This window comes from Streptomyces dioscori, from assembly GCF_003024195.1.
In the GTDB taxonomy this organism is placed as follows: domain Bacteria; phylum Actinomycetota; class Actinomycetes; order Streptomycetales; family Streptomycetaceae; genus Streptomyces; species Streptomyces dioscori.
Genome location: NZ_KZ679052.1, coordinates 1 through 23,563, shown reverse-complemented (window position 1 = coordinate 23,563; position 23,563 = coordinate 1). Strand labels below are relative to the sequence as shown.

Here is a 23,563-nt window from a genome sequence, read left to right as displayed (position 1 = left end):
CGTTGTTTCACGTGAAACAACGGCCCTCGGCGTATCCGGGCTATCTCCTCCGGGGTCATGTTTCACGTGAAACATGACCCCGGCCGATCACGCTCGCGCGATCTCAGCCCTGCTCCGCCCACCACTCCTTGAGCGCCGACACCGCGGCGTCGTACTCCATCGGCCCGTTCTCCAGACGCAGTTCCAACAGGAACTTGTAGGCCTGACCGATGGCCGGACCCGGTCCGATGTCCAGGACCTTCATGATCTGGTTGCCGTCGAGGTCGGGACGGATCGCGTCCAGCTCCTCCTGCTCCTGGAGCTGGGCGACGCGCTCCTCCAGACCGTCGTAGGCGCGGGACAGGGCGGTGGCCTTGCGCTTGTTCCGTGTCGTGCAGTCGGAGCGGGTCAGCTTGTGGAGCCGGCCGAGGAGCGGTCCCGCGTCACGGACATAGCGGCGGACAGCCGAGTCGGTCCACTCCCCGGTGCCGTAGCCGTGGAAGCGCAGGTGCAGCTCGACCAGGCGCGAGACGTCCTTCACCAGCTCGTTGGAGTACTTGAGCGCGGTCATCCGCTTCTTGGTCATCTTCGCGCCCACCACCTCGTGGTGGTGGAAGGAGACCCGCCCGTCCTCCTCGAAGCGACGCGTCCGCGGCTTGCCGATGTCATGCAGCAGCGCCGCCAGGCGCAGGGTGAGGTCCGGACCGTTCTCCTCCAGCGCCATCGCCTGCTCCAGGACGATCAGCGAGTGGTCGTAGACGTCCTTGTGCCGGTGGTGCTCGTCCCGCTCCAGACGCAACGCGGGCAGTTCGGGCAGCACACGGTCGGCGAGCCCCGTGTCGACGAGCAGCGACAGCCCCTTGCGCGGGTGTGCGGAGAGGATCAGCTTGTTCAATTCCTCACGCACACGCTCGGCCGAGACGATCTCGATGCGGTCGGCCATGGCCTTCATCGCCGCGACGACCTCCGGTGCCACCTCGAAGTCGAGCTGCGCCCCGAAACGCGCCGCCCGCATCATCCGCAGCGGATCGTCGGAGAAGGACGACTCGGGGGTACCCGGAGTCCGCAGGACCCGGGCGGCGAGATCGTCGAGTCCCCCGTGCGGGTCGATGAACTTCTTCTCGGGAAGGGCAACGGCCATCGCGTTGACCGTGAAGTCACGGCGGACCAGGTCTTCCTCGATGGAGTCTCCGTAGGACACCTCGGGCTTGCGCGAGGACCGGTCGTACGCCTCGGAGCGGTAGGTCGTCACCTCGATCTCGAAGCTCTGGACGACATCGCCGACCCGCGCGTCCTTCTGCGCCCCCACCGTGCCGAAGGCGATGCCGACCTCCCACAGCGAGTCGGCCCAGGGACGCATGATCTTCAGTACGTCCTCGGGGCGGGCATCGGTCGTGAAGTCCAGGTCGTTGCCGAGCCTGCCGAGCAGGGCGTCCCGGACCGAGCCGCCGACGAGGGCGAGAGAGAACCCGGCCTCCTGAAAACGGCGGGCCAGCTCATCGGCGACGGGGGACACCCGCAGCAGCTCGCTCACCGCGCGGCTCTGCACCTGACTCAGTGCACTGGGACTGTCTTCGTTGGCGTTCGACACAACAGAAAAGGTTACGTGGCCCCGGTGCCCGAGGGCGCCTTCATTAAAAGTGCACAGGTCCCTCGCCTCGTTCACGGTGGGGACACTGCCCTAGATACGGCCACATAGAGGGACAGCCGGGTCTCTTCTTCCGATCTTGTGGAGCGGACCGCGGCACTTACCCTCGGCGCGCATCGTTACCATGCGTGGACGCACATTCCGACGACCACTGACGACGACGAGGGACGGGCGAGCGCGTGGCCGAGGCGGCAGACTTCCAGGGGACCAGTCCCTCACCTGCCCGCCGGTGGCTTCGGCGCACCGGAGCACTGCTCGCCGGGGCGCCTCTGCTGGCCGGCGTCCTACAGCTGCCCACTTCTTCGTCCTCTTATGCCGCAGAGCCCAGCGCAGCGGCCGAGGCCACCGGCTCCCGCACGGTCGGCGTCTCGCTGGACACGCTGAGCCCCAGTGTCCCCTCCGACGGTGACACGCTCACCGTCTCCGGCAGGATCGTCAACAACGGCAAGCAGGCGGTCACCGCCGCGCACGTCGGACTGCGGGTGGGCCCCACGCTGAACGGCCGCTCGGCCATCGACGACGCCGCCAAGAGCAACCCCTACGCGGGCTCGGAGGTCGGCGGCAAGTACGTGGCGAAGTTCGCGAGACTGGCCCCGGGCGTCCCGCAGACATTCAGCATCTCCGTCCCCGTCGACAAGCTGGACCTCGGCTCTGACGGCGTCTACCAGCTCGGTGTCACGCTCACCGGCCGGACCACCGCCGCGGCGTACGACCAGATTCTCGGTATCGAGCGGACCTTCCTCCCGTGGCAGCCGGAGGCGGCGGACACGAAGGCCAGGACCACCTACCTCTGGCCGCTGATCTCGACCTCCCACATGACGGCCGAGACGGGTTCGAACGAGCAGCAGACCCCCGTCTTCGCGGACGACGAGACCTTGGCCGCCGAGCTCTCCCCCGGTGGCCGTCTGGAACAGCTCCTCAGCCGCGGCGAGGACCTCGACATCACCTGGGTCATCGACCCGGACCTGCTCGCCTCCGTGGACGCCATGACCCGCAGCTACCGGGTCCAGGTGGACGGCTCCAGCGGGACGACCACGGCCGGCACGCACCAGGCGGTGGCCAAGCAGTGGCTCAGCAAGCTGGAGAAGGCTGTCGAGGGCGAGGAGGTCGTCGCGCTCCCCTTCGCCGACCCGGATCTGGCGTCCCTGGCCCACCACGGCACGAAGGTGACCGGATCCCTGAGCCATCTCAAGGACGCCACCACCGCGGCCGCGATCACCGTGGAGTCGGTCCTTCATGTGACCCCCAGCACGGAGTACGCCTGGCCCGTGAGCGGAGCGATCGACCCGTCGATCGTCAAGGTCGCGACCTCGGCCGGCGCCGACACGGTGCTCTCACGCAGCGACAGCCTCCAGGAGACCGGCGCCCTCCCGTACACGCCCTCGGCGGCCCGGCCGATCGGCGGCGGCACCACGGCGGTCGTCGCGGACGCCCGTCTGTCGACGGCCTTCCAGGGCGACATGACGGTGGCCGGGAACTCCACGCTCGCCGTGCAGCGGTTCCTCGCGCAGAGCCTGATGCTCACCCGCCAGGCGCCGGACAAGCAGCGCAGCGTCGTGGTCGCCCCGCAGCGCATGCCGACCGCCAGTCAGGCCCAGACGATGGCGCAGGCTCTGACGGCGCTCCAGGGCGGTAACTGGTCGGAGTCCGCCGAGCTGTCCGCGGCCACCAAGGCGAAGCCGGACGCGGGCGCCACCACCCGGGTGCCGTCGGCGTCCGCTTACCCCCGCTCGCTGACCAAGCAGGAGCTGTCGCAGGAGGCTTTCGCGCGGATCGAGGAGACACAGAGGAAGCTCGACAGCTTCCAGGTGATCCTCTCCGACAAGTCCCGGGTGGTCACTCCCTTCGGGAGGGCGATGGACCGGTCGATGTCCACCTCCTGGCGCGGCCGGGCCGACGAGGCGACGGCGTACCGCGACGGCGTGCTGAGCTACCTCAGAAGCCTCACCGAGGGCGTCGGGCTGATCGACAAGTCCGAGGCCAAGCTCTCGGGCCGCAGCGCCACGATCCCGGTCACCGTCCAGAACAACCTCGTCCAGGGCGTCGACCACCTGGTGCTGCGTCTCACCTCCACACAGCCGAGCCGCCTCAGCATCGGCGACGGTGACTTCCAGGAGCAGCGGGTCGCGGTCGCGGGCGGGCACAGCCAGTCGGTGAAGTTCACCACCAACGCCCACGCGAACGGCCGGGCCGGGGTGATCGCCCAGCTGTACACCGAGGACGGCCAGGCGTACGGACCTGCGGTCACCTTCGATGTGAAGGTCACCGAGATCACGGCCACGGTGATGCTGGTCATCGCCGGCGGCGTCCTGCTGCTCGTGCTCGCCGGGTTCCGGATGTACACGCAGCGCAAGCGGGAGGCCGCCCGCCAGGCCGCGCTGGGGGCGGGCGCCCCCGCCACCGATACGGAGAGCAGCGCAGCGGAGAACGCCGACGCGGAGAGCGCCGACGAGGCGGAGGGCGGCCGCGACCGGGCGTCCACGACCGAGTCGAGCGCGCCCGACCCGGAGCACCCGAGTGACCCTTCACCGGACACCGCACCGGAAATCACCGACCCGTCCGGCACGGGTGAGAGAGTGGACCGTTGAGCGATGTCGTGGCCGGTGGGCCCGGGGACGATGAGGTGGGGTAACCATGAACGCGCCGTACGACGGTGACCGCGGTCAGGGCGCGGGGGGCTCCGGCCACCCCGACGGCCCGCCGCAGGGCCCGCCGGATCCTGGCGAGGTGCCTCCGCAGCCCGCGGGCGAGGTGTACTTCCAGGACGCCTATGCCCAGGACCCCTACCGGGCCCAGGACCTGTCCGCCCAGGACCCGGTCACCGAGGCTCTCTACGACCGCGCCGCGCATCCTCCGCCGCCGCCCGGCACGTACCAGGCACAGCCACCGCTCTACTCCCAGCCGCCCCAGTCCCCGTACGCCCCCGACCCCCGCGTGTGGGCACAGACCCCGGCGCCCGAGCCGGAAGGCCCCACGCAGTACCTGCCCTACGGGGACGATCCCCGTACGACGCAGTTCGTGGGCGTCGACGACCTGGTGACCCAGGCCGGCGAGGAGCGCCACGAGCCGGACGCGTTCGCCCATCTCTTCCGGGACCAGCAGCAGGGCGGCGTCCAGCCCCCAACCGGGCCGCCCAGCGTTCCCCCGCCCGCGCGGGAGCCCGCTGCGGCCACCATGGCGCCTCCCGCGCCCGCGGCCGCCCCCGCCAAGAAGTCCGGGGGCCGTGCGTCTGGTCTGCTGAAGTCGAGTGCCGTGATGGCGGCCGGCACCATGGTGTCCCGTCTCACCGGCTTCATCCGCTCCGCGCTGATCGTCGCGGCGCTGGGCGTCGGCCTTCTCGGTGACACCTTCCAGGTCGCCTACCAGCTGCCGACGATGATCTACATCCTGACCGTCGGCGGCGGCCTCAACTCCGTCTTCGTACCGCAGCTCGTGCGGGCCATGAAGGACGACGAGGACGGTGGAGAGGCGTACGCCAACCGCCTGCTGACGCTCGTCATCGTGGTGCTCGGCCTGCTCACCGCGCTCGCGGTGCTCGCCGCGCCGCTCCTCGTCCGCGCGCTGTCGACGCGGGTCGCGGGCGATGAGGCGGCCAACGGCGTCGCCGTCACCTTCGCGCGCTACTTCCTGCCCACGATCTTCTTCATGGGCATCCACGTGGTGATGGGCCAGATCCTCAACGCACGCGGGAAGTTCGGCGCGATGATGTGGACCCCGGTCCTCAACAACGTCGTCATCATCGTGACGCTCGGGATGTTCATCTGGGTGTACGGAACCGCGAGCAGCTCCGGCATGACGGCCTCGACCATCCCGCCGGAGGGCGAGCAACTGCTCGGCGTCGGCGTCCTGCTCGGTCTCGTCGTCCAGGCCCTCGCGATGATCCCCTACCTTCGCGAGACCGGCTTCCGGCTGCGGCTGCGCTTCGACTGGAAGGGCCACGGACTCGGCAAGGCGGCGATGCTCGCCAAGTGGACCGTGCTCTTCGTCCTCGCCAACCAGGCGGGCGCGATCGTCGTGACCCAGCTGTCCACCGCGGCGGGCAAGGACTCGCCGGTCGACGGCACCGGCTTCGCCGCCTATGCCAACGCCCAACTCATCTGGGGCCTCCCGCAGGCCATCATCACGGTCTCCCTGATGGCCGCCCTGCTGCCGCGCCTCGCACGCTCGGCCCACGAGGGCGACACCGGCGCCGTCCGGGACGACATCTCCCAGGGGCTGCGCACAACGGCCGTCGCGATCGTGCCGATCTCCTTCGGCTTCGTCGCACTCGGCATCCCGATGTGCACGCTGATGTTCGGCGCCTCCGGGACCAGCGAGGCGACGAACATGGGCTTCATGCTGATGGCCTTCGGCCTCGGCCTGATCCCCTACTCCGTGCAGTACGTCGTGCTGCGCGCCTTCTACGCGTACGAAGACACGCGCACGCCCTTCTACAACACGGTCATCGTGGCCGTCGTCAACGCCAGCGCCTCCGCGCTCTGTTTCCTTCTGCTTCCCCCGCGCTGGGCGGTCGCAGGCATGGCCGCCTCGTACGGGCTCGCCTACGCGATCGGCGTCGGGGTGGCGTGGAGCCGACTGAGCAAGCGGCTGGGCGGCGACCTGGACGGCGGACGCGTCCTGCGCACCTACGCCCGGCTCGCGATCGCCGCGGTACCGGCCGCGCTGCTCAGCGGCGCGGCCTGCTACGGAATCAGCAAGTCGCTGGGACAGGGCGCCGGAGGCTCGCTCCTCGCCCTGGTCGGCGGCGGTGTCGTACTGCTCGGAGTCTTCTTCGTCGCGGCGCGACGGATGCGCATCGAGGAACTGAACGGAATGGTGGGCATGGTCCGCGGGCGCCTTGGGCGCTGAGAGCGGGGTAGGCGCACAACCATCGTCCGCGACCGCGTGTCGTGCAGAGGGACGGACTGTGGGCACAATTGGCTTTGGCGTCGGACAGCGCGCAACGAATGGGGAGGCAGGAGCGACGGTGGCGGAACGGAGCACGGCTGCCGTCGACGTGGCGGACAGCAGCGGCGATGAGCCGCTGACCGCGAAGGCGGACCAGTCCACGGCCGACGGGGTGGCCCAGAACCGGGAGCGGGACACGGACAGCTCGGAGAGCACAGAGGCACAGGGGAGCGGGGGGAACGAGAGCCCCGGCAGGACTTCACCGCCCGAGTTGCACAGTGGGCACAAGCTCGCCAGACGTTATCGCCTGGAGGAGTGCGTCACCCGTCTGGACGGTTTCAGCAGTTGGCGTGCGGTGGACGAGAAACTCCGCCGTGCCGTCGGTGTGCACCTGCTGCCCGCCGACCATCCACGAGCGCGTTCCGTCCTCGCGGCGGCCCGTTCGTCCGCCCTGCTGGGCGACCCCCGGTTCGTCCAGGTCCTGGACGCGGTCGAGGAGAACGACCTCGTCTATGTGGTGCACGAATGGCTGCCCGACGCCACGGAGCTGACGACGCTCCTGGCCGCCGGAACGCTGGAGGTGCACGAGGCGTACCAGATGGTCAGTCAGGTGTCCCAGGCGATGGCCGCCGCACATCGCGAAGGGCTGGCGCATCTGAAGCTGACCCCGGGCGCCGTGCTGCGCACCTCGTCCGGTCAGTGGCGCATCCGGGGCCTCGCCGTGAACGCCGCCCTGCGCGGCATCACTTCCGACACCCCTCAGCGCACCGACACGGAGGCGATCGGCGCTCTCCTGTACGCCACGCTCACCCAGCGCTGGCCGTACGAGGACGACGCGTACGGACTCTCCGGACTGCCCAAGGGCGTCGGGCTCATCCCGCCCGACCAGGTACGCGCAGGCGTGCATCGCGGTCTGTCGGAGCTCGCGATGCGCGCACTCGTCAACGACGGCGCCACCGCGTCCCGTCAGGAACCTCCGTGCACCACACCGGAGGAACTGGTGAAGGCGATCGGCGAGATGCCCCGCATCCGTCCGCCCGAGCCGGCGTTCACCGCGCCGCCCGAATATCAGCGCACGACGTACCAGCAGGGCAACTACGGCCGCCCCGCGCCTCACCCGGGATCCACCCAGGCGATGCCGGCGCCGCTTCCCCCGCTGCAGACGCGCACCGGCAAAGCCCTCAAGTGGGCTGTGTCCGCGCTTCTGATCGCCGCGCTGGGACTGGGCAGCTGGCAGCTCGCCGACGCGCTGATGGATCACGGGAAGTCCGACGAGACGGGCGACACCCAGATCACGGACGGCAACGACAAGAGCGGCGTCGAGACGAAGCCGGCCAAGCCGCTCACCATCCAGAGCGCCGCTGAGTACTTCCCGGACGGCAAGCCCCAGCACGCGAACGACGTGGGCCTGACGTACGACAAGGACAGCTCCACGTACTGGAGGACGTACTCCTACCGGGGCGGTCCCAAGCTGGCGCCCTTCAAGGAGGGCGTCGGGATCGTCTACGACCTCGGATCCGAGAAAGAAGTGTCGGCGGCCTCGATAGGGCTGTACTACGCGGGCGACCACACCACGGCCACGCTGTACGCGGCCAACTCGTTGTCGTCCTCGCAGAATCTGACTTCGATGACGAAGATCGCGGCTGGGACGACCAAGACGACGGACTTGAAGATCTCGGCCAAGAAGGCTGTGAAGACCCGGTACGTTCTGGTCTGGATCACGGCGGTGCCGAACGCGGCCGGCGACCAGTTCAGTGGCGCCGGTTACAAGCAGGCGATCACCGACGTGAAGTTCACCGGCTGAGGAGCAACCGAGGGGGAGGGGGTTCGATGGCGGACGGCGCCTACAGCGAAGTTAGCGATCAGGACCTCCTCACCCGTCATGTCGAAGGTGACCCCGATGCCTTCGGCGAGCTCGTACGGCGGCACCGCGACCGGCTCTGGGCCGTGGCCCTGCGGACGCTGGGCGACCGCGAGGAAGCCGCTGACGCCGTCCAGGACGCTCTCGTCTCCGCCTACCGGGCCGCCCACACCTTCCGCGGCCAGTCGGCCGTCACCACCTGGCTGCACCGGATCACCGTGAACGCCTGCCTGGACCGGGCCCGCAAGACGGCCTCCAGGAAGACCTCCCCCGTGGACGACACGGAACGCCTGGAGCAGCTCCTGGAGCCGCACGAGTCGGCTTCCGCACCGGCTGAGCGCAATGATCTGCACCGTGAGCTGTTGGCGGCTCTGGGTACCCTGCCCGCCGATCAGCGAGCCGCTCTCGTCCTGGTGGACATGCAGGGCTACCCCGTGGCGGAGGCCGCCAGTCTGCTCGACGTGCCGACCGGCACGGTCAAGAGCCGCTGTGCTCGCGGCAGAGCCAGACTTCTCCCCTTGCTCAAACACCTGCGCACGGACAGCGGGAGCGACAGACCGAGCAAGAAGTCGAGCGAGGGAAGGAACCGTACGCAGGGGACATCCGTCCCACCCGCAGCGGGACCACATGACGGACCAAGCGATTCAGCGGCTGTGAAGGGCGGAGGTGGGCGAGCGTGACATCCACGACCGACACGGCCGGGCACCCGGACGTCACGGAGATCTCCGACCTCACCGAGGGTCTGCTTCCCCCGTCCCGTTCAGCCGATGTACGACGTCACCTGGACGACTGCACCCTCTGCGCCGACGTGTACGACTCACTGGAAGAGATTCGCGGCATGCTCGGCACACTGCCGGGCCCACTGCGGATGCCCGACGACGTCGCCGGACGCATCGACGCCGCCCTCGCTGCCGAAGCCCTGCTGAATGCCACAGCGGCCGGTGCCTCCGGTGCGGGCGCCCTGTCGTCGCTGAGTGAGTCCCACCACTCGGTCGACGACGAGCGCGAGGGCAGGACCGGCGCCAGCAGCGGCAGTGGGCATGTTTCACGTGAAACATCGACCGGCGCAGATCGGCCCGCAGGACATTCTCGTGCCGCCACCGGACCGGGTCGCACGAACCGCACTCGTCGCACTCGCCGCAGCACCGTCGTCCTGGGCGCCATGTTCACGGCTGCCGCACTGGGCCTCGGGGGCCTGCTGATCCAGGCGATGGGGGGCGACGGCACGGACAACGACCCGCCCTCGGCATCTCCACAGCAGAGCGACTCCACGAACACGTTCGCCGGGGAGAAGCTGGAGAGCCAGGTCGCGGATCTCCTGGCCAAGGCGGAAGAGGAGAAGGGCACCGGCCCTCGAAGCTCCCGCCCCCAGGGCACCGCGTCCACCGATGGGCCGAAGGTCTTCAACACACCCTCGGTGCCCAGCTGCGTCATGCAGGGGATCGGTCGCGATGCGATTCCGCTCGCCTCCATGGAAGGCGCCTACGAGGGCACGGACGCGTATCTCGTGGTGCTGCCCGCCGCCACCGACCTGACACAGGTCACGGCATACGTCGTCGACTCCGCCTGTATGAACAAGCCGTCGGCCTCTGGCAAGGTCCTGCTGGAGCACACCTACCCGCGCAGCTGAGCCTGCGCCGCACCGCCGCGGACCGACCTCGGCCCACTTCGCCCCGGCCCCGGCCTCCCCCGCGGTGACTCGTCTTCGTGTGCCCGGACACAGTGGGAATGCGCGCCCCTTAGGATCCGTTGGATGGGGTGAGAGTTCCGAGAGAAGCTCCCCCGGTCGTACGTAGCAGTCCCCAGAGACGAGGAATCAAGCCGTGACCGACGTCCGTAACGTGATCATCATCGGCTCCGGCCCCGCCGGCTACACGGCGGCGCTCTATACCGCGCGCGCCTCACTGAAGCCGCTGGTCTTCGAGGGCGCCGTCACCGCGGGTGGTGCCCTCATGAACACGACCGAGGTGGAGAACTTCCCCGGCTTCCAGGACGGAATCATGGGCCCCGAGCTCATGGACAACATGCGGGCGCAGGCCGAGCGCTTCGGTGCCGAGCTGATCCCGGACGACATCGTCTCGGTCGACCTCAGCGGTGAGATCAAGACCGTCACGGACACCGCGGGCACCGTCCACCGCGCGAGGGCCGTCATCGTGACCACCGGTTCGCAGCACCGCAAGCTGGGTCTGCCGAAGGAGGACGCCCTCTCCGGACGCGGCGTCTCCTGGTGCGCGACCTGTGACGGCTTCTTCTTCAAGGACCAGGACATCGCCGTGATCGGCGGCGGCGACACCGCAATGGAGGAGGCAACCTTCCTCTCCCGGTTCGCCAAGTCCGTGACCATCGTCCACCGGCGCGAGACGCTGCGCGCTTCCAAGGCGATGCAGGAGCGTGCCTTCGCCGACCCGAAGATCAAGTTCGTCTGGGACAGCGAGGTGGCCGAGATCCAGGGCGACCAGAAGCTCGCAGGCCTGAAGCTGCGCAACCTCAAGACCGGCGAGACGTCCGAGCTGCCTGTCACCGGCCTGTTCATCGCGATCGGCCACGACCCGCGCACGGAGCTCTTCAAGGGTCAGCTCGACCTGGACGAGGAGGGCTACCTGGAGGTCCAGGCGCCCTCGACCCGCACGAACCTGACGGGTGTCTTCGGCGCCGGCGACGTCGTCGACCACACCTACCGTCAGGCGATCACCGCGGCCGGCACCGGCTGCTCCGCAGCTCTCGACGCCGAGCGATTCCTCGCCGCCCTTGCGGACGGCGAGCCTGCGGAGCCCGAGAAGACCACTGTCTGACCCCCCATCCGCCCCACCGCACCAACCAGTTAAGGAGCCCGCCGTGGCCGGCACCCTGAAGCACGTGACAGACGACTCTTTCGAGCAGGACGTACTGAAGAGCGAGAAGCCCGTACTGGTGGACTTCTGGGCCGCTTGGTGCGGTCCGTGCCGCCAGATCGCGCCGTCCCTTGAGGCGATCGCCGCCGAGTACGGCGACAAGATCGAGATCGTCAAGCTCAACATCGACGAGAACCCGGGTACGGCCGCCAAGTACGGCGTCATGTCCATCCCAACCCTGAACGTCTACCAGGGCGGCGAAGTAGCCAAGACCATCGTGGGTGCGAAGCCGAAGGCCGCGATCGTGCGGGACCTTGAGGACTTCATCTCCGAGTAATGCCGAGTAATACGGCAAGCCGTCGCTCGTGAGCGACGATGTTTCACGTGAAACATGAATGGGCCGACCCCGACGGGTCGGCCCATTTCGTATGCCCCGTACGGCCCCCTCTACAGCGGGCGCAGGGCTGGTTCCTTCTGTACGGCCCCCAGCAACCGGTCGAGCGCCAACTCCACGTCTTCCTTCCAGGAGAGCGTCGTCCGTAGCTCCAGACGCAGCCGCGGGTACGTCGGGTGCGGCCGGACGGTCTTGAAGCCCACAGCCAGCAGGTGGTCGGCGGGAAGGACACAGGCTGGCTCCTTCCACCGGGCGTCCCCAAAGGCCTCGATGGCTTTGAAGCCTCGCCGCAGCAAATCCTTGGCAACCGTCTGGACCATCACACGCCCGAGCCCCTGCCCTTGAAACTCCGGCAGGATAAAGGCCGTCATCAACTGGATCGCGTCGGGCGAGACCGGGCTCGTGGGGAATGCCGTGGAGCGCGGTACATAGGCGGGCGGTGCGTACATCACGAAGCCCACCGGAGCGTCGTCCACGTAGACGACCCGGCCGCAGGATCCCCACTCAAGCAGAACGGCGGAGATCCACGCCTCCTTTTCCAGGTCGGGAGTGCCTGCCTTTACCGCGGCCTGGCCGCTGACTGGGTCCAACTCCCAGAAGACACACGCGCGACAGCGCTTGGGAAGGTCCTGAAGGTTGTCCAGCGTGAGCGGTACGAGCCGGCGCCCCATGTAGGCAGTTCCTCGCTTCCCTCGCCCGCGGCATCGCGGGCGGCTGTCAGAGCGCTCCGTTCCCTGAGCAGGCTGCCGACGAACCCTCCGACTGCACCCAGCCCCAGACCCGCGCTCACCAGTCCTGTGCGGCTCACCGTTCGCATGACCTCCGCCTCCCCACAGAAGGTACTGCCAGGTGAATGCGCCATACCCGAACGCATCGTATCGACGATGCGATTCCATCGATACCGACAGAAAGCAAAGAGCGAGCCGTGTTCCGGCACACACCGGACACGGCCCGCTCCACTGGCCGGTCTGTCGCAGCCGACCGGCCGATCAAATACTCAGGACTCCGTGTCCTCGGAGTCGTCGTCCAGGAGGCTCTTCTGCAGTACCGGCCCCTCACCAGGAGCGAGTGAGCCGAGAATGCGCTCCAGGTCCTCCACGGAGGCGAACTCGACGGTGATCTTGCCCTTCTTCTGGCCGAGGTCGACCTTCACCCGGGTTTCGAAACGATCCGAGAGACGACCCGCGAGATCGTTCAGCGCCGGGGAGAGCAGAGAACCGGCCCTTGGTCCCTTGGAACGCGGAGCCGACTGCGGCCGCGAACCCATGAGGGTGACGATCTCCTCGACGGCCCGCACCGAGAGTCCCTCGGCCACGATCCGATGAGCCAGTCGGTCCTGTTCCTCCGAGTCGGCAACGGAGAGCAGAGCCCTGGCGTGTCCTGCGGAGAGAACCCCGGCGGCCACACGGCGCTGGACCGACGGCGAGAGCTTCAGCAGCCGCAGGGTGTTGGAGACCTGAGGGCGTGACCGTCCGATGCGGTCGGCCAGCTGGTCGTGCGTGCAGTTGAAGTCCTGGAGCAGCTGGTCGTAGGCGGCAGCCTCTTCCAGCGGGTTCAGCTGCGCCCGGTGGAGGTTCTCCAGCAGTGCGTCCAGGAGGAGCTTCTCGTCGTCCGTGGCACGCACGATCGCCGGGATGGCCTCAAGCCCCGCCTCACGGCAGGCCCTCCAGCGCCGCTCGCCCATGATGAGCTCGTAGCGCGTCGGCCCTGCCTGCCGTACGACGACCGGCTGAAGAAGCCCGACCTCCTTGATGGAGGTGACGAGTTCGGCGAGAGCGTCGTCGTCGAACACGTCTCGCGGCTGACGCGGGTTCGGCGTGATGAAGTCGAGGGGCAGCTCAGCGAAGTACGCACCCACAGGTGCCGCCGGAGCCTCCCCGAATACGCTCACCGACGGCTCTTCCGGCTCAGGGGAAACCTGGGCCGGCGGAAGTGAGGCGACCTTGGCCGCCGCCACCCCGCGCTCGGCGGTCAGCACCGGTACGGCTCCCGGCGAGGTGGACGCTCCGCCCATCGCCGGCGGTACTGCTTTCTCCCCTGTCGGGGCAGCAGGGATCAGTGCGCCGAGACCACGGCCCAACCCCCTCCGTCGCTCGCTCACTGGATCCCCTCCACCATGCTCTGTTCATTGTGTGCGCCCATGTGGGCGTGTTGCGCGTCGTAGGCCACGCCCGCTCCGCGCAATGCGATCTCGCGCGCCGCCTCAAGATAGGAGAGGGCACCGCTCGATCCCGGGTCGTAGGTCAGCACCGTCTGCCCATAGCTGGGGGCTTCGGAGATACGGACCGAGCGCGGAATGCTCGTGCGCAGTACCTCTTCGCCGAAGTGGCTGCGCACCTCGTCAGCAACCTGGGACGCAAGACGGGTCCTGCCGTCGTACATGGTGAGCAGGATCGTCGACACGTGCAGGTTGGGATTGAGGTGTCCCCGGACGAGGTCGACGTTGCGCAGCAGCTGGCCCAGACCCTCCAGTGCGTAGTACTCGCACTGGATCGGGATGAGGACCTCTGCGCCCGCGACGAGCGCGTTGACCGTCAGCAGTCCCAGGGAGGGCGGGCAGTCGATGAGGATGTAGTCGAGCGGCTGCTCGTACGCCAGGATCGCTCGTTCCAGCCGACTCTCACGTGCCACCAGGGACACCAGCTCGATCTCCGCACCGGCGAGATCGATCGTGGCAGGTGCGCAGAAGAGGCCTTCGACGTCTGGGACCGGCTGAACAACCTCGGAGAGTGGCCTGCTGTCGATCAGCACGTCGTAGATGGACGGAACCTCGGCGTGATGGTCGATGCCCAGCGCGGTGGACGCATTGCCCTGGGGATCCAGGTCGATCACCAGGACGCGGCCGCCGTGCAGCGCGAGAGAGGCAGCAAGGTTGACCGTGGTCGTGGTCTTTCCGACCCCGCCCTTCTGGTTGGCGACCACCATGACGCGGGTCTGCTCGGGCCGTGGCAGGCCCTCGCCGGCTCGACCTAGAGCCTCCACAGCAAGTTGGGCAGCACGACCGATGGGAGTGTCGTCCATCGGGGGCGGTGTTTCACGTGAAACATCGTCCCCGATCGACTCGGTTCGGGGACCGGGGACCGGATCGGTCATCGGTCCCGCGATGTTGGCGTCGGACCGCAAGGATTCACTCTCCTCGACTTCAGGCTCGCAATGAACAGAGCCTCCCATGCCATCGGGGTCGTGAACCAGCGAGGCCCGTGCTTCTGTGGAGAAATCCACCTCTGTGGACAACTCCGTGCCCTCTTCGAGGGACGCGCTTCGGACAGGAGAGGCTCTTTTCCCGAAGGATCCCAAGGATCCCAGCGGGTTACGGTCGCGGGGTTCGGCTGCGGCGCGACCGCGACCGATGATGCCGTGCAGCAATGAGCGACGTTTCACGTGAAACACGATGCACAGCGCGCGGGGCCGCCATCGTGCGACACTCCGGCATGCATAGGTTTGGCAGCTTGTGTGGAGTACGTCTCGTCGTCAGGACGGATCAGTCACCAGGTCTCCGCCCCGACGACGTACTCCCAGCGTCCGGCGTCCAGGCCGGACCGGGATCAGCGGCGCCTGCGGGTCCTCCCCGTCCGTGCCGCCTTCGCCCGTTTGGCCGCGAACCGCACACCGCCTGGGCTCTCTCCGACCTCCACTCGCACCACCGTGGCCAGGGGCTCCACAACGCCCTCGCCGACGTGCAGCACCGAGGTGTCGACGGCTCCGAGCTTACTCAGGGCGGCTCCGGCGTTCTTGACCTCTTCCTCCGCGGTGTCGCCCTTGAGGAGCAACATCTCTCCGTACGGACGCAGGAGCGGGACTCCCCAGGCCGCGAGGCGGTCCAGAGGGGCCACCGCCCGGGCCGTCACCACATGGACCGGAGGCAGCTTGCCGAGGACCTCCTCGGCGCGTCCACGGACGACGGTGACATGGTCGAGCCCGAGCAGCTCGACGACCTCGTTGAGAAAGTTCGTGCGCCGCAGCAGCGGCTCAAGCAGTGTGATCTTGAGGTCCGTGCGGACCAGGGCCAGGGGGATGCCGGGCAGGCCGGCCCCGGACCCGACGTCGCACACGGTCACGCCCTCCGGAACCACTTCCGAGAGCACGGCACAGTTCAACAGATGCCGTTCCCACAGACGAGGCACTTCACGAGGACCGATCAGACCGCGCTGAACTCCCACGTCGGCCAACAACTCCGCGAACCGAACCGCGTCCGCGAAGCGATCACCGAATACCGCCCGAGCCTGCTCGGGCGCAGGGGGGAGCTCCGCTGCCTCCGTCACGGGGAACCGTCCTTCCGTACCGCTTGAGCGCATGACGCGCTGACTACAAGGACTATCAGGAACTATCGACACACGCCGGGCTGACAAAATTCGGCCCCGCCTGCGAACACAGACGGGGCCGGGAGTGCGACGTGCTTGATCAGGCAGGGAGCACGACAACGAAGCGCTGCGGCTCTTCGCCCTCGGATTCGCTGCGCAGGCCGGCCGCCTTGACGGCGTCGTGCACCACCTTGCGCTCGAAGGGCGTCATCGGGTCCATCTTGACCGGCTCTCCGGAGCTCCGGACCTCGGCCGCCGTCTTCGCGCCCAGCTCGGAGAGCTCCTCACGCTTCTTCGCGCGATAGCCCGCGATGTCCAGCATCAGCCGGCTGCGGTCGCCGGTCTCCCGGTGCACGGCCAGGCGTGTGAGCTCCTGGAGTGCCTCCAGCACCTCGCCGTCACGGCCGACCAGCTTCTGCAGGTCGCGGCTGTTGGAATCACTGATGATCGAGACAGCCGCACGATCGGCCTCGACATCCATGTCGATGTCGCCGTCGAGGTCGGCGATGTCCAGCAGACCCTCAAGGTAGTCGGCCGCGATCTCGCCCTCCTGCTCCAGGCGGGTCAGGGTGTCGCCACCCTCAGGGGCAGCGGAGGTGGTGCCTTCCGTCACGGGATGGACTCCTTCTTGCTTACTTCTTGGACGGGGACTTGGGCCGCTGCGGACCCTTGCGCTGTCCGGACTGGGCCTTGCTGCGGGTGCCACCGGACGCGGCCTTACCGCCGGACGCGGGCTTGCCACCCGCGGGCTTGGAGCCGGGCTTGGCGTCCTGCGGTTCGTCGGACTTGCTGAGGGAGGTCTTCGGCTCGGACTCGCCCGCGGCCTTGGCAGCGCCCTGGACCGGGCCCGACTGCCGCTGGGACTTGCTCTGCCGCTTGGGCTGCTGGCGCTTGGGAGCCGCGCCTGCCACCGGGGTGCCGTCCTCGGTCTCGACCAGGGTCGAGGCCTCGCTCTTCACCACGTTGCCGTCGGCCTGAGCCGCCAGACCTGCCTTGGTCAGACCGTTGATGAACTTGCGCTCGAACTCGTTGCGGTCACGGCCCTTGGCGACGATGGCCTTGACGATGGCCTTCTGTCCGCGGCCACGGGTCTTGCCGTGCTGAGTGATGTGCTTCGTCAGGCGCTCCAGGTAAGAGGCCTGGGCCTTGGAACCCGGCGTCGGGTTGTTGCGGATGACGTACATCTGCTGGCCCATGGTCCACACGTTGGTGGTCAGCCAGTAGACGAGGACACCGACGGGGAAGTTGATACCGAAGACGGCGAACATGACCGGGAAGACGTACATCAGCATCTTCTGCTGCTGCATGAAGGGCGTCTTCACCGTGGTGTCGACGTTCTTCGTCATCAGCTGACGCTGCGTGTAGAACTGCGAGAACGACATCAGGACGATCATGATCGCCGTGACGACGCGCACGTCGGTGATCGTGGAGCCCAGTTCCTGGACCTTGGCGCTGCTGTCCGTGAACTTCGAGGCCAGCGGGGCACCGAAGATGTGGGCCTTCTGCGCGCTCTCCAGCAGCCGGTTGTTGATCACGCCGATGGTGTCGTTCGACGCGATGCTGTTCAGCACGTGGTACAGGGCGAAGAAGAACGGCGACTGCGCCAGGATGGGAAGGCACGAGGAGAGTGGGTTGGTACCCGTCTCCTTGTACAGCTTCATCATCTCTTCGGACTGGCGCTGCTTGTCGTTCTTGTAGCGCTCCTGGATCTTCTTCATCTCGGGCTGCAGCGTCTGCATCGCCCGGGTGGCCTTGATCTGCTTCACGAAGAGCGGGATCAGGCAGATACGGATCAGGATCACCAGGGACACGATGGACAAGCCCCAGGCCCAGCCCGTGTCGGGGCCGAAGATGGCGCCGTACACCGAGTGGAACTGGACGATGACCCAGGAAACGGGTGTCGTGATGAAGCTGAAAATACTGGCAATCGTGTCCACTTATCAGGCTCCTTGAGCATGGGACGGGGTCTCGGCGGCCGGGCTTGAGGGATGGTTGGACATACCGTGCCCCTCGGTGGCCGGTTCGGCGGCGGAGTTCCCGCCCTTGCGTGCACGCCAGGCGTTGCGCGGCATCTCGTGCCACCGCGGACGCTTGCGCGGCGGGACATGGTCCACACCGCCCAGCGACCACGGATTGCACCGCAGGATGCGCCAGGCGGTGAGTGCCGTTCCCTTGATCGCACCGTGCCGGTCGATGGCTTGGTACCCGTAGTGGGAACACGACGGGTAGTACTTGCACACCGGCCCGAGCAACGGGCTGATGGTCCACTGGTACATCTTGATGAGAGCCAGCAGCGGGTACTTCATCGCGCGCCCCCTCCCAGCAGCCGCTCCAGGGCGGCATCCAGGTCTCGGGCCAGCTGTGCATGGTCGGCGTCGCCCGCACCGGGCAGCGCTCGTACGACTACCAGGCTACCGGGGGTCAGCCGAGCCACTCGCGTACGCATCAGATGGCGAAGCCGACGCTTCACCTCGTTGCGTACGACGGCTCCGCCCACGGCTTTGCTGACAACGAAACCCGCACGCGTCGGGGGAGTGCTCTCCCCAGGCACGTGCGGGTCTGTTGCACCGCTACGAAGGTGGACGACGAGGAGCGGGCGTCCGGCCCGGCGTCCTCGGCGTACCGCGGTCGCGAAGTCCTCGCGCCGCCTCAGCCGATGCTCGGTAGGCAGCACGTCATGACCTGTTTAGGTAATCAGGCGGACAGGCTGCTGCGACCCTTGCCACGGCGGTTCGCGAGAATCGCGCGGCCGGCACGGGTACGCATCCGCAGGCGGAAGCCGTGGGTCTTGGCGCGACGGCGGTTGTTCGGCTGGAAGGTGCGCTTGCTCACTCGGGGGCTCCAGAAAGAATCGGTGGCGGCGGAGTGCCGTCCTGGCTGTCACCGTGCGCCAACGAGTAGCTCGCATTACGCCCGAGTGCACCGCTTCCCGATCACTCTTCGCGATCTGTGCCCATCGGAGGCAGGCGGCAGCAGCCATCGACAACTCGACCTGGTCACGGTACGCGCGGCTACGCCATCCGGTCAAACCGGCGCCGCTCGGGAGACACTGTCCACAGGCTGGGGACAACAACTTGAACCGCATGGGTCGCCCTGACTACCGTGGCCGGACTCCGGTTCGTTCCCTTCTCTCCGCTCCATCTCATTCGTTCCGGCCGCTCCAGCGGCTTCGTCCACCCCGTTCACCGAGTTACAACCCGACCCGTCCCAGGAATCACACGTTCGTGGGACCCGTGAGAGAGCGTGCCCTGTGGCTGACGTACCTGCCGATCTTGCCGCAGTGTGGCCACGAGTATTGGAGCAACTTCTCGGGGAGGGCCGCGGACAGGGTGTCGAGACGAAGGACGAGCGCTGGATCAAGCGCTGTCAGCCACTGGCGCTGGTGGCGGACACCGCACTGCTCGCCGTCCCGAACGAATTCGCCAAGAGCGTCCTCGAAGGGCGCCTGGCCCCGATCGTCAGCGAGACGCTGACCCGCGAGTGCGGACGGCCGATCCGGATCGCGATCACCGTCGACGACTCCATGGGGGAACCCCCTTCGCAGTCGGCGCCGCCCGTCCAGCAGTCGCAGCAGCGGTACGAGGAGCCCGAGCGCCCGCCCTCGCAGGGCCGCGACGGCTACCGCGGGTACGGTCGGCACCGCGCGGACGACCGTATGGACGACCACCCGCAGGGCCGCTCCGACCAGCAGCCGCCCTCCCACGAGGACCAGCTGCCGACGGCCCGCCCCGCGTACCCCAACTACCAGCGCCCCGAACCGGGTGCCTGGCCGCGGCCCCCGCAGGACGACTACGGCTGGCAGCAGCAGCGGCTCGGCTTCCCCGACCGCGATCCCTACGCGTCCCCTCCGCGGGACTACCGGCAGCAGCCGGGCCGCTCGCCGTACGACCAGCGGTCCGACTACGAGCAGCAGCGGCCCGACTACGACCAGCCCCGCTCGGACTACGACCAGCGTCCGGACCGCCGTGACCGGTCCGAGCCGCCGTCCCCGTCCGGCATGGGCCATGTCCACCGCGGCGGCCCCGTCGGCTCGTCGCTGCCCGCCTCCAGCGGCGCACCGGGCCCACTGGCCGCGCAGCCGGCGCCCGCGACGGGTCCCGGTGAGCCCACCGCGCGCCTCAATCCGAAGTACCTCTTCGACACCTTCGTCATCGGGGCCTCGAACCGTTTCGCGCACGCGGCCGCGGTCGCCGTCGCCGAGGCGCCGGCCAAGGCGTACAACCCGCTGTTCATCTACGGGGAGTCCGGGCTCGGCAAGACGCACCTGCTGCACGCGATCGGGCACTACGCGCGCAGCCTCTACCCGGGCACGCGGGTGCGGTACGTGAGCTCGGAGGAGTTCACCAACGAGTTCATCAACTCCATCCGCGACGGCAAGGGCGACAGCTTCCGCAAGCGGTACCGCGAGATGGACATCCTGCTCGTCGACGACATCCAGTTCCTGGCGGACAAGGAGTCGACGCAGGAGGAGTTCTTCCACACCTTCAACACGCTTCACAACGCGAACAAGCAGATCGTGCTCTCCAGCGACCGGCCGCCCAAGCAGCTGGTGACGCTGGAGGACCGGCTGCGGAACCGCTTCGAGTGGGGTCTGATCACGGATGTCCAGCCGCCCGAGCTGGAGACCCGTATCGCCATCCTCCGTAAGAAGGCGGTGCAGGAGCAGCTCAACGCCCCGCCGGAGGTGCTGGAGTTCATCGCGTCCCGCATCTCGCGCAACATCCGTGAGCTGGAGGGCGCGCTGATCCGGGTGACGGCGTTCGCGTCGCTCAACCGGCAGCCGGTCGACCTCGGTCTCACCGAGATCGTCCTCAAGGATCTGATCCCCGGCGGTGAGGACTCGTCCCCGGAGATCACCGCGCCGGCCATCATGGCGGCCACCGCCGACTACTTCGGCCTCACGGTGGACGACCTGTGCGGCTCCTCGCGCAGCAGGGTCCTGGTGACGGCCCGCCAGATCGCCATGTACCTCTGCCGTGAGCTCACGGACCTCTCCCTGCCGAAGATCGGCGCGCAGTTCGGCGGCCGCGACCACACGACCGTGATGCACGCCGACCGCAAGATCCGCGCGCTGATGGCGGAGCGCCGCTCGATCTACAACCAGGTCACCGAACTCACGAACCGCATCAAGAACGGCTGACACCCACAGCGGTACGTCGCCGAAGGCGCCCCGGGGCTCGCTCCCGAGGGCGCCTTCGCCGTTCCGGCACCCTTTTCAGGGCCTCGGAACCCCTCCAGAACCCCTCCAGAACCCTCCGGGATGCCTCTCGGGGCCCGTCCGGACCCGTTCCGCCGTTACCCGACAGCCATCAGCTGTTCGATTACGCGCCTGGTTACGGGCGCCCTCCACAGATTCGGGGACTTTCTTGTGTCCACACCCTGGGGACTGCGAAGTTGTCCAGATCGTGTCCACAGGCACGGCAGCTGAAAGAGAATCAGCCCAGCTCAGTCGCCTGTGGATCCGTGGACAAAAGATCTCCACAGCCTGTGGACAAAGAAAAGATCCACAGGCTGTGCGGGAAGTTGTCCACCGGCGACCCACAGGCTAGGGGCAGTTGTCCCCAGTGATCGTCAGCTTCTCCACATCGCTGTCCACTGTTCGGCAACACGACGCGCGTTCTCACCGGGTCGAGTGAAAGGCGTCACACGAAGGTGCCGGGTTGGGCTGTGGGGAACGTGGGTAAAGCTGGGGACGGCGCTGGGGAGAAGTACCCCCTGCCTGTGCACGGAGTGTGCAGAACTTTTCGCCGTCCACAGAAGAGGCGTGTTATCCACCGCCTCCACCCACAGGGTCAGTGGACAAAAAACATGCTCTGAGCTGCGAAAACGGGGTTATCCACGGTATCCACAGCCCCTACTACTACTGACAACTAGAGAGAGCCTGAGAACCGTTTCGAAGTCTGGGCTGTGCACAACTCACGCTCGGAGCCTCGACTGCCGCTCGGAACGACTTGACCCCGAGAGGCACCGACTGTCAGTGCGGTGCGTCAGACTGGTCCCCGGCGACCGGCCCATCGGTGGGCTGAGCAACGCCGAGTCAGACGACGAAGACCGAGCAGGGCGAGAGCGCCGGCAACAGACGGAGGCGGCAACGGTGAAGATCCGGGTGGAACGCGACGTACTCGCGGAGGCAGTGGCCTGGGCGGCACGCAGCCTCCCGGCCCGTCCACCGGCGCCTGTGCTCGCCGGCCTCCTTCTGAAGGCCGAGGAGGGCGCACTGAGCCTCTCCAGCTTCGACTACGAGGTCTCGGCACGCGTCTCCGTGGACGCGGAGATCGACGAGGAAGGCACGGTGCTCGTCTCCGGCCGCCTGCTCGCCGACATCTGCCGCGCCCTCCCCAACCGGCCGGTGGAGATTTCCACAGACGGTGTACGGGCGACCGTGGTCTGCGGCTCCTCCCGCTTCACCCTCCACACACTGCCTGTGGAGGAGTACCCGGCGCTGCCGCAGATGCCGTCCGCGACCGGCACCGTCCCCGGTGAGGTCTTCGCCTCGGCCGCCGCCCAGGTGGCCATCGCGGCGGGCCGGGACGACACGCTGCCCGTGCTCACCGGTGTGCGCATCGAGATCGAGGGCGACACGGTCACGCTGGCGTCCACCGACCGCTACCGCTTCGCCGTCCGCGAGTTCCTGTGGAAGCCGGAGAACCCGGAGGCGTCCGCGGTCGCCCTGGTGCCCGCCAAGACGCTCCTGGACACCGCCAAGGCCCTCACGAGCGGCGACAGCGTGATCCTGGCACTGTCCGGCTCCGGAGCCGGTGAGGGCCTGATCGGCTTCGAGGGAGCGGGCCGGCGTACGACCACGCGTCTGCTGGAGGGCGACCTCCCGAAGTACCGCTCGCTGTTCCCGACGGAGTTCAACTCGATCGCCGTCATCGAGACCGCCCCCTTCGTGGAGGCCGTCAAGCGTGTGGCCCTGGTCGCCGAGCGCAACACCCCGGTGCGGCTGAGCTTCGAGCAGGGCGTGCTGATCCTGGAGGCAGGATCCAGCGACGACGCACAGGCTGTGGAGAGGGTCGACGCCCAGCTGGAGGGCGACGACGTCTCGATCGCCTTCAACCCGACGTTCCTGCTCGACGGACTGAGCGCCATCGACTCCCCGGTCGCGCAGCTCTCCTTCACGACGTCCACCAAGCCGGCGCTCCTCAGCGGCAGGCCCGCGCTGGACGCCGAGGCGGACGAGGCCTACAAGTACCTGATCATGCCGGTGCGGCTCAGCGGCTGACGAAGAACCGCAGGTGAGGGCATACGTCTGAGCGGCTATGCCCACAGGTGTGCAGGAGAGTCCGGGTTTAGGCTCGGGCGCAGGTACGAAAGTGCCCTCCTGCCACATCGCTAGTGAAGGAACAACCTGATGGAGCTCGGTCTCGTCGGCCTCGGCAAGATGGGCGGCAACATGCGCGAGCGCATTCGCCGCGCAGGCCACACCGTCATCGGATACGACCGCAACGCGGATCTCGCCGATGTCCACAGCCTTGAGGAGCTTGTGGGCAAGCTCAAGGGTCCGCGGGTGGTGTGGGTGATGGTTCCGGCCGGTGCCGCGACCCAGTCCACCGTCGATGAGCTCGGCGAGCTGCTTGAGCCGGGTGACGTGGTCGTGGACGGCGGCAACTCGCGCTGGACGGACGACGAGAAGCACGCGGAGGAGCTGGCGGCCAAGGG

20 protein-coding genes are annotated in these 23,563 nt (G+C 68.0%); 10 read left to right on the top strand and 10 right to left on the bottom strand.

Going from position 1 to position 23,563, the window contains the following annotated elements; genetic code table 11:
• Window positions 1-103: 103 nt before the first annotated feature.
• Window positions 104-1,570: a CCA tRNA nucleotidyltransferase gene (locus tag C6Y14_RS32205; RefSeq protein ID WP_107020417.1), complete on the bottom strand. Its 1,467-nt coding sequence runs from the start codon at window positions 1,568-1,570 to the stop codon at window positions 104-106.
• Between the two features lie 236 nt (window positions 1,571-1,806).
• On the opposite strand from C6Y14_RS32205, the gene C6Y14_RS32200 reads away from it, so the two are divergent.
• From C6Y14_RS32200 to trxA, 7 genes are all read left to right on the top strand, one after another.
• Entirely contained in the window at window positions 1,807-4,215 is a 2,409-nt protein-coding gene (locus tag C6Y14_RS32200) for a DUF6049 family protein (RefSeq protein ID WP_107020416.1), read from the top strand.
• Between the two features lie 46 nt (window positions 4,216-4,261).
• The gene (gene murJ / locus C6Y14_RS32195) at window positions 4,262-6,475 is read left to right on the top strand and encodes a murein biosynthesis integral membrane protein MurJ (RefSeq protein ID WP_107020415.1); all 2,214 of its coding nucleotides are present in this window, start codon (window positions 4,262-4,264) and stop codon (window positions 6,473-6,475) included.
• Window positions 6,476-6,593: 118 nt separating this feature from the next.
• On the top strand, window positions 6,594-8,318 hold the full coding sequence (locus C6Y14_RS32190; protein ID WP_107020414.1) for a protein kinase family protein: 1,725 nt from the start codon (window positions 6,594-6,596) through the stop codon (window positions 8,316-8,318).
• A 26-nt stretch (window positions 8,319-8,344) separates the two neighbouring features.
• Window positions 8,345-9,055: an RNA polymerase sigma factor SigM gene (sigM, locus tag C6Y14_RS32185; protein ID WP_107020413.1), complete on the top strand. Its 711-nt coding sequence runs from the start codon at window positions 8,345-8,347 to the stop codon at window positions 9,053-9,055.
• Complete coding sequence (locus tag C6Y14_RS32180; protein WP_107020412.1) at window positions 9,052-10,005, top strand: anti-sigma factor; 954 nt, start codon at window positions 9,052-9,054, stop codon at window positions 10,003-10,005. The genes sigM and C6Y14_RS32180 overlap by 4 nt, the downstream gene beginning before the upstream one ends.
• Before the next feature lie 193 nt (window positions 10,006-10,198).
• Complete coding sequence (gene trxB, locus C6Y14_RS32175; protein ID WP_107020411.1) at window positions 10,199-11,167, top strand: thioredoxin-disulfide reductase; 969 nt, start codon at window positions 10,199-10,201, stop codon at window positions 11,165-11,167.
• Window positions 11,168-11,210: 43 nt separating this feature from the next.
• The gene (gene trxA, locus C6Y14_RS32170; RefSeq protein WP_107020410.1) at window positions 11,211-11,543 is read left to right on the top strand and encodes a thioredoxin; all 333 of its coding nucleotides are present in this window, start codon (window positions 11,211-11,213) and stop codon (window positions 11,541-11,543) included.
• Between the two features lie 110 nt (window positions 11,544-11,653).
• Here the strand turns inward: trxA and C6Y14_RS32165 are convergent, their stop codons facing one another.
• From C6Y14_RS32165 to rpmH, 9 genes are all read right to left on the bottom strand, one after another.
• Window positions 11,654-12,271: a GNAT family N-acetyltransferase gene (locus C6Y14_RS32165; protein WP_107020409.1), complete on the bottom strand. Its 618-nt coding sequence runs from the start codon at window positions 12,269-12,271 to the stop codon at window positions 11,654-11,656.
• Window positions 12,272-12,597: 326 nt separating this feature from the next.
• On the bottom strand, window positions 12,598-13,701 hold the full coding sequence (locus tag C6Y14_RS32160; RefSeq protein ID WP_107020408.1) for a ParB/RepB/Spo0J family partition protein: 1,104 nt from the start codon (window positions 13,699-13,701) through the stop codon (window positions 12,598-12,600).
• Entirely contained in the window at window positions 13,698-14,771 is a 1,074-nt protein-coding gene (locus C6Y14_RS32155; protein ID WP_107020407.1) for an AAA family ATPase, read from the bottom strand. Before C6Y14_RS32155 ends, C6Y14_RS32160 begins: the two co-directional genes overlap by 4 nt.
• A 374-nt stretch (window positions 14,772-15,145) precedes the next feature.
• Complete coding sequence (gene rsmG / locus C6Y14_RS32150) at window positions 15,146-15,862, bottom strand: 16S rRNA (guanine(527)-N(7))-methyltransferase RsmG (RefSeq protein ID WP_107020406.1); 717 nt, start codon at window positions 15,860-15,862, stop codon at window positions 15,146-15,148.
• Between the two features lie 139 nt (window positions 15,863-16,001).
• Window positions 16,002-16,514 (bottom strand): Jag family protein, encoded by a 513-nt coding sequence (locus C6Y14_RS32145; protein WP_107020405.1) that lies wholly within the window; start codon window positions 16,512-16,514, stop codon window positions 16,002-16,004.
• 19 nt (window positions 16,515-16,533) lie between these two features.
• Window positions 16,534-17,838 (bottom strand): membrane protein insertase YidC, encoded by a 1,305-nt coding sequence (gene yidC / locus C6Y14_RS32140; RefSeq protein ID WP_107020404.1) that lies wholly within the window; start codon window positions 17,836-17,838, stop codon window positions 16,534-16,536.
• A gap of 3 nt (window positions 17,839-17,841) precedes the next feature.
• Window positions 17,842-18,207, bottom strand: a complete 366-nt coding sequence (yidD, locus tag C6Y14_RS32135) for a membrane protein insertion efficiency factor YidD (RefSeq protein WP_107020403.1) — start codon at window positions 18,205-18,207, stop codon at window positions 17,842-17,844.
• Window positions 18,204-18,575 carry a ribonuclease P protein component gene (rnpA, locus tag C6Y14_RS32130; protein ID WP_107020402.1) on the bottom strand — a complete coding sequence of 124 codons (372 nt, stop codon included), beginning with the start codon at window positions 18,573-18,575 and terminating at the stop codon, window positions 18,204-18,206. Before rnpA ends, yidD begins: the two co-directional genes overlap by 4 nt.
• Before the next feature lie 20 nt (window positions 18,576-18,595).
• Window positions 18,596-18,733: a 50S ribosomal protein L34 gene (rpmH, locus tag C6Y14_RS32125; protein WP_003967884.1), complete on the bottom strand. Its 138-nt coding sequence runs from the start codon at window positions 18,731-18,733 to the stop codon at window positions 18,596-18,598.
• A 418-nt stretch (window positions 18,734-19,151) separates the two neighbouring features.
• Between rpmH and dnaA the strand changes: the two genes are divergently transcribed.
• The 3 genes from dnaA to C6Y14_RS32105 form a co-directional block, all read left to right on the top strand.
• Window positions 19,152-21,041 (top strand): chromosomal replication initiator protein DnaA, encoded by a 1,890-nt coding sequence (gene dnaA / locus C6Y14_RS32120; RefSeq protein WP_107020401.1) that lies wholly within the window; start codon window positions 19,152-19,154, stop codon window positions 21,039-21,041.
• Between the two features lie 954 nt (window positions 21,042-21,995).
• Entirely contained in the window at window positions 21,996-23,126 is a 1,131-nt protein-coding gene (dnaN, locus tag C6Y14_RS32110; RefSeq protein WP_107020400.1) for a DNA polymerase III subunit beta, read from the top strand.
• A 129-nt stretch (window positions 23,127-23,255) separates the two neighbouring features.
• On the top strand, window positions 23,256-23,563 hold a 308-nt coding region (locus C6Y14_RS32105; RefSeq protein ID WP_225891383.1), incomplete at its 3' end, for an NAD(P)-binding domain-containing protein.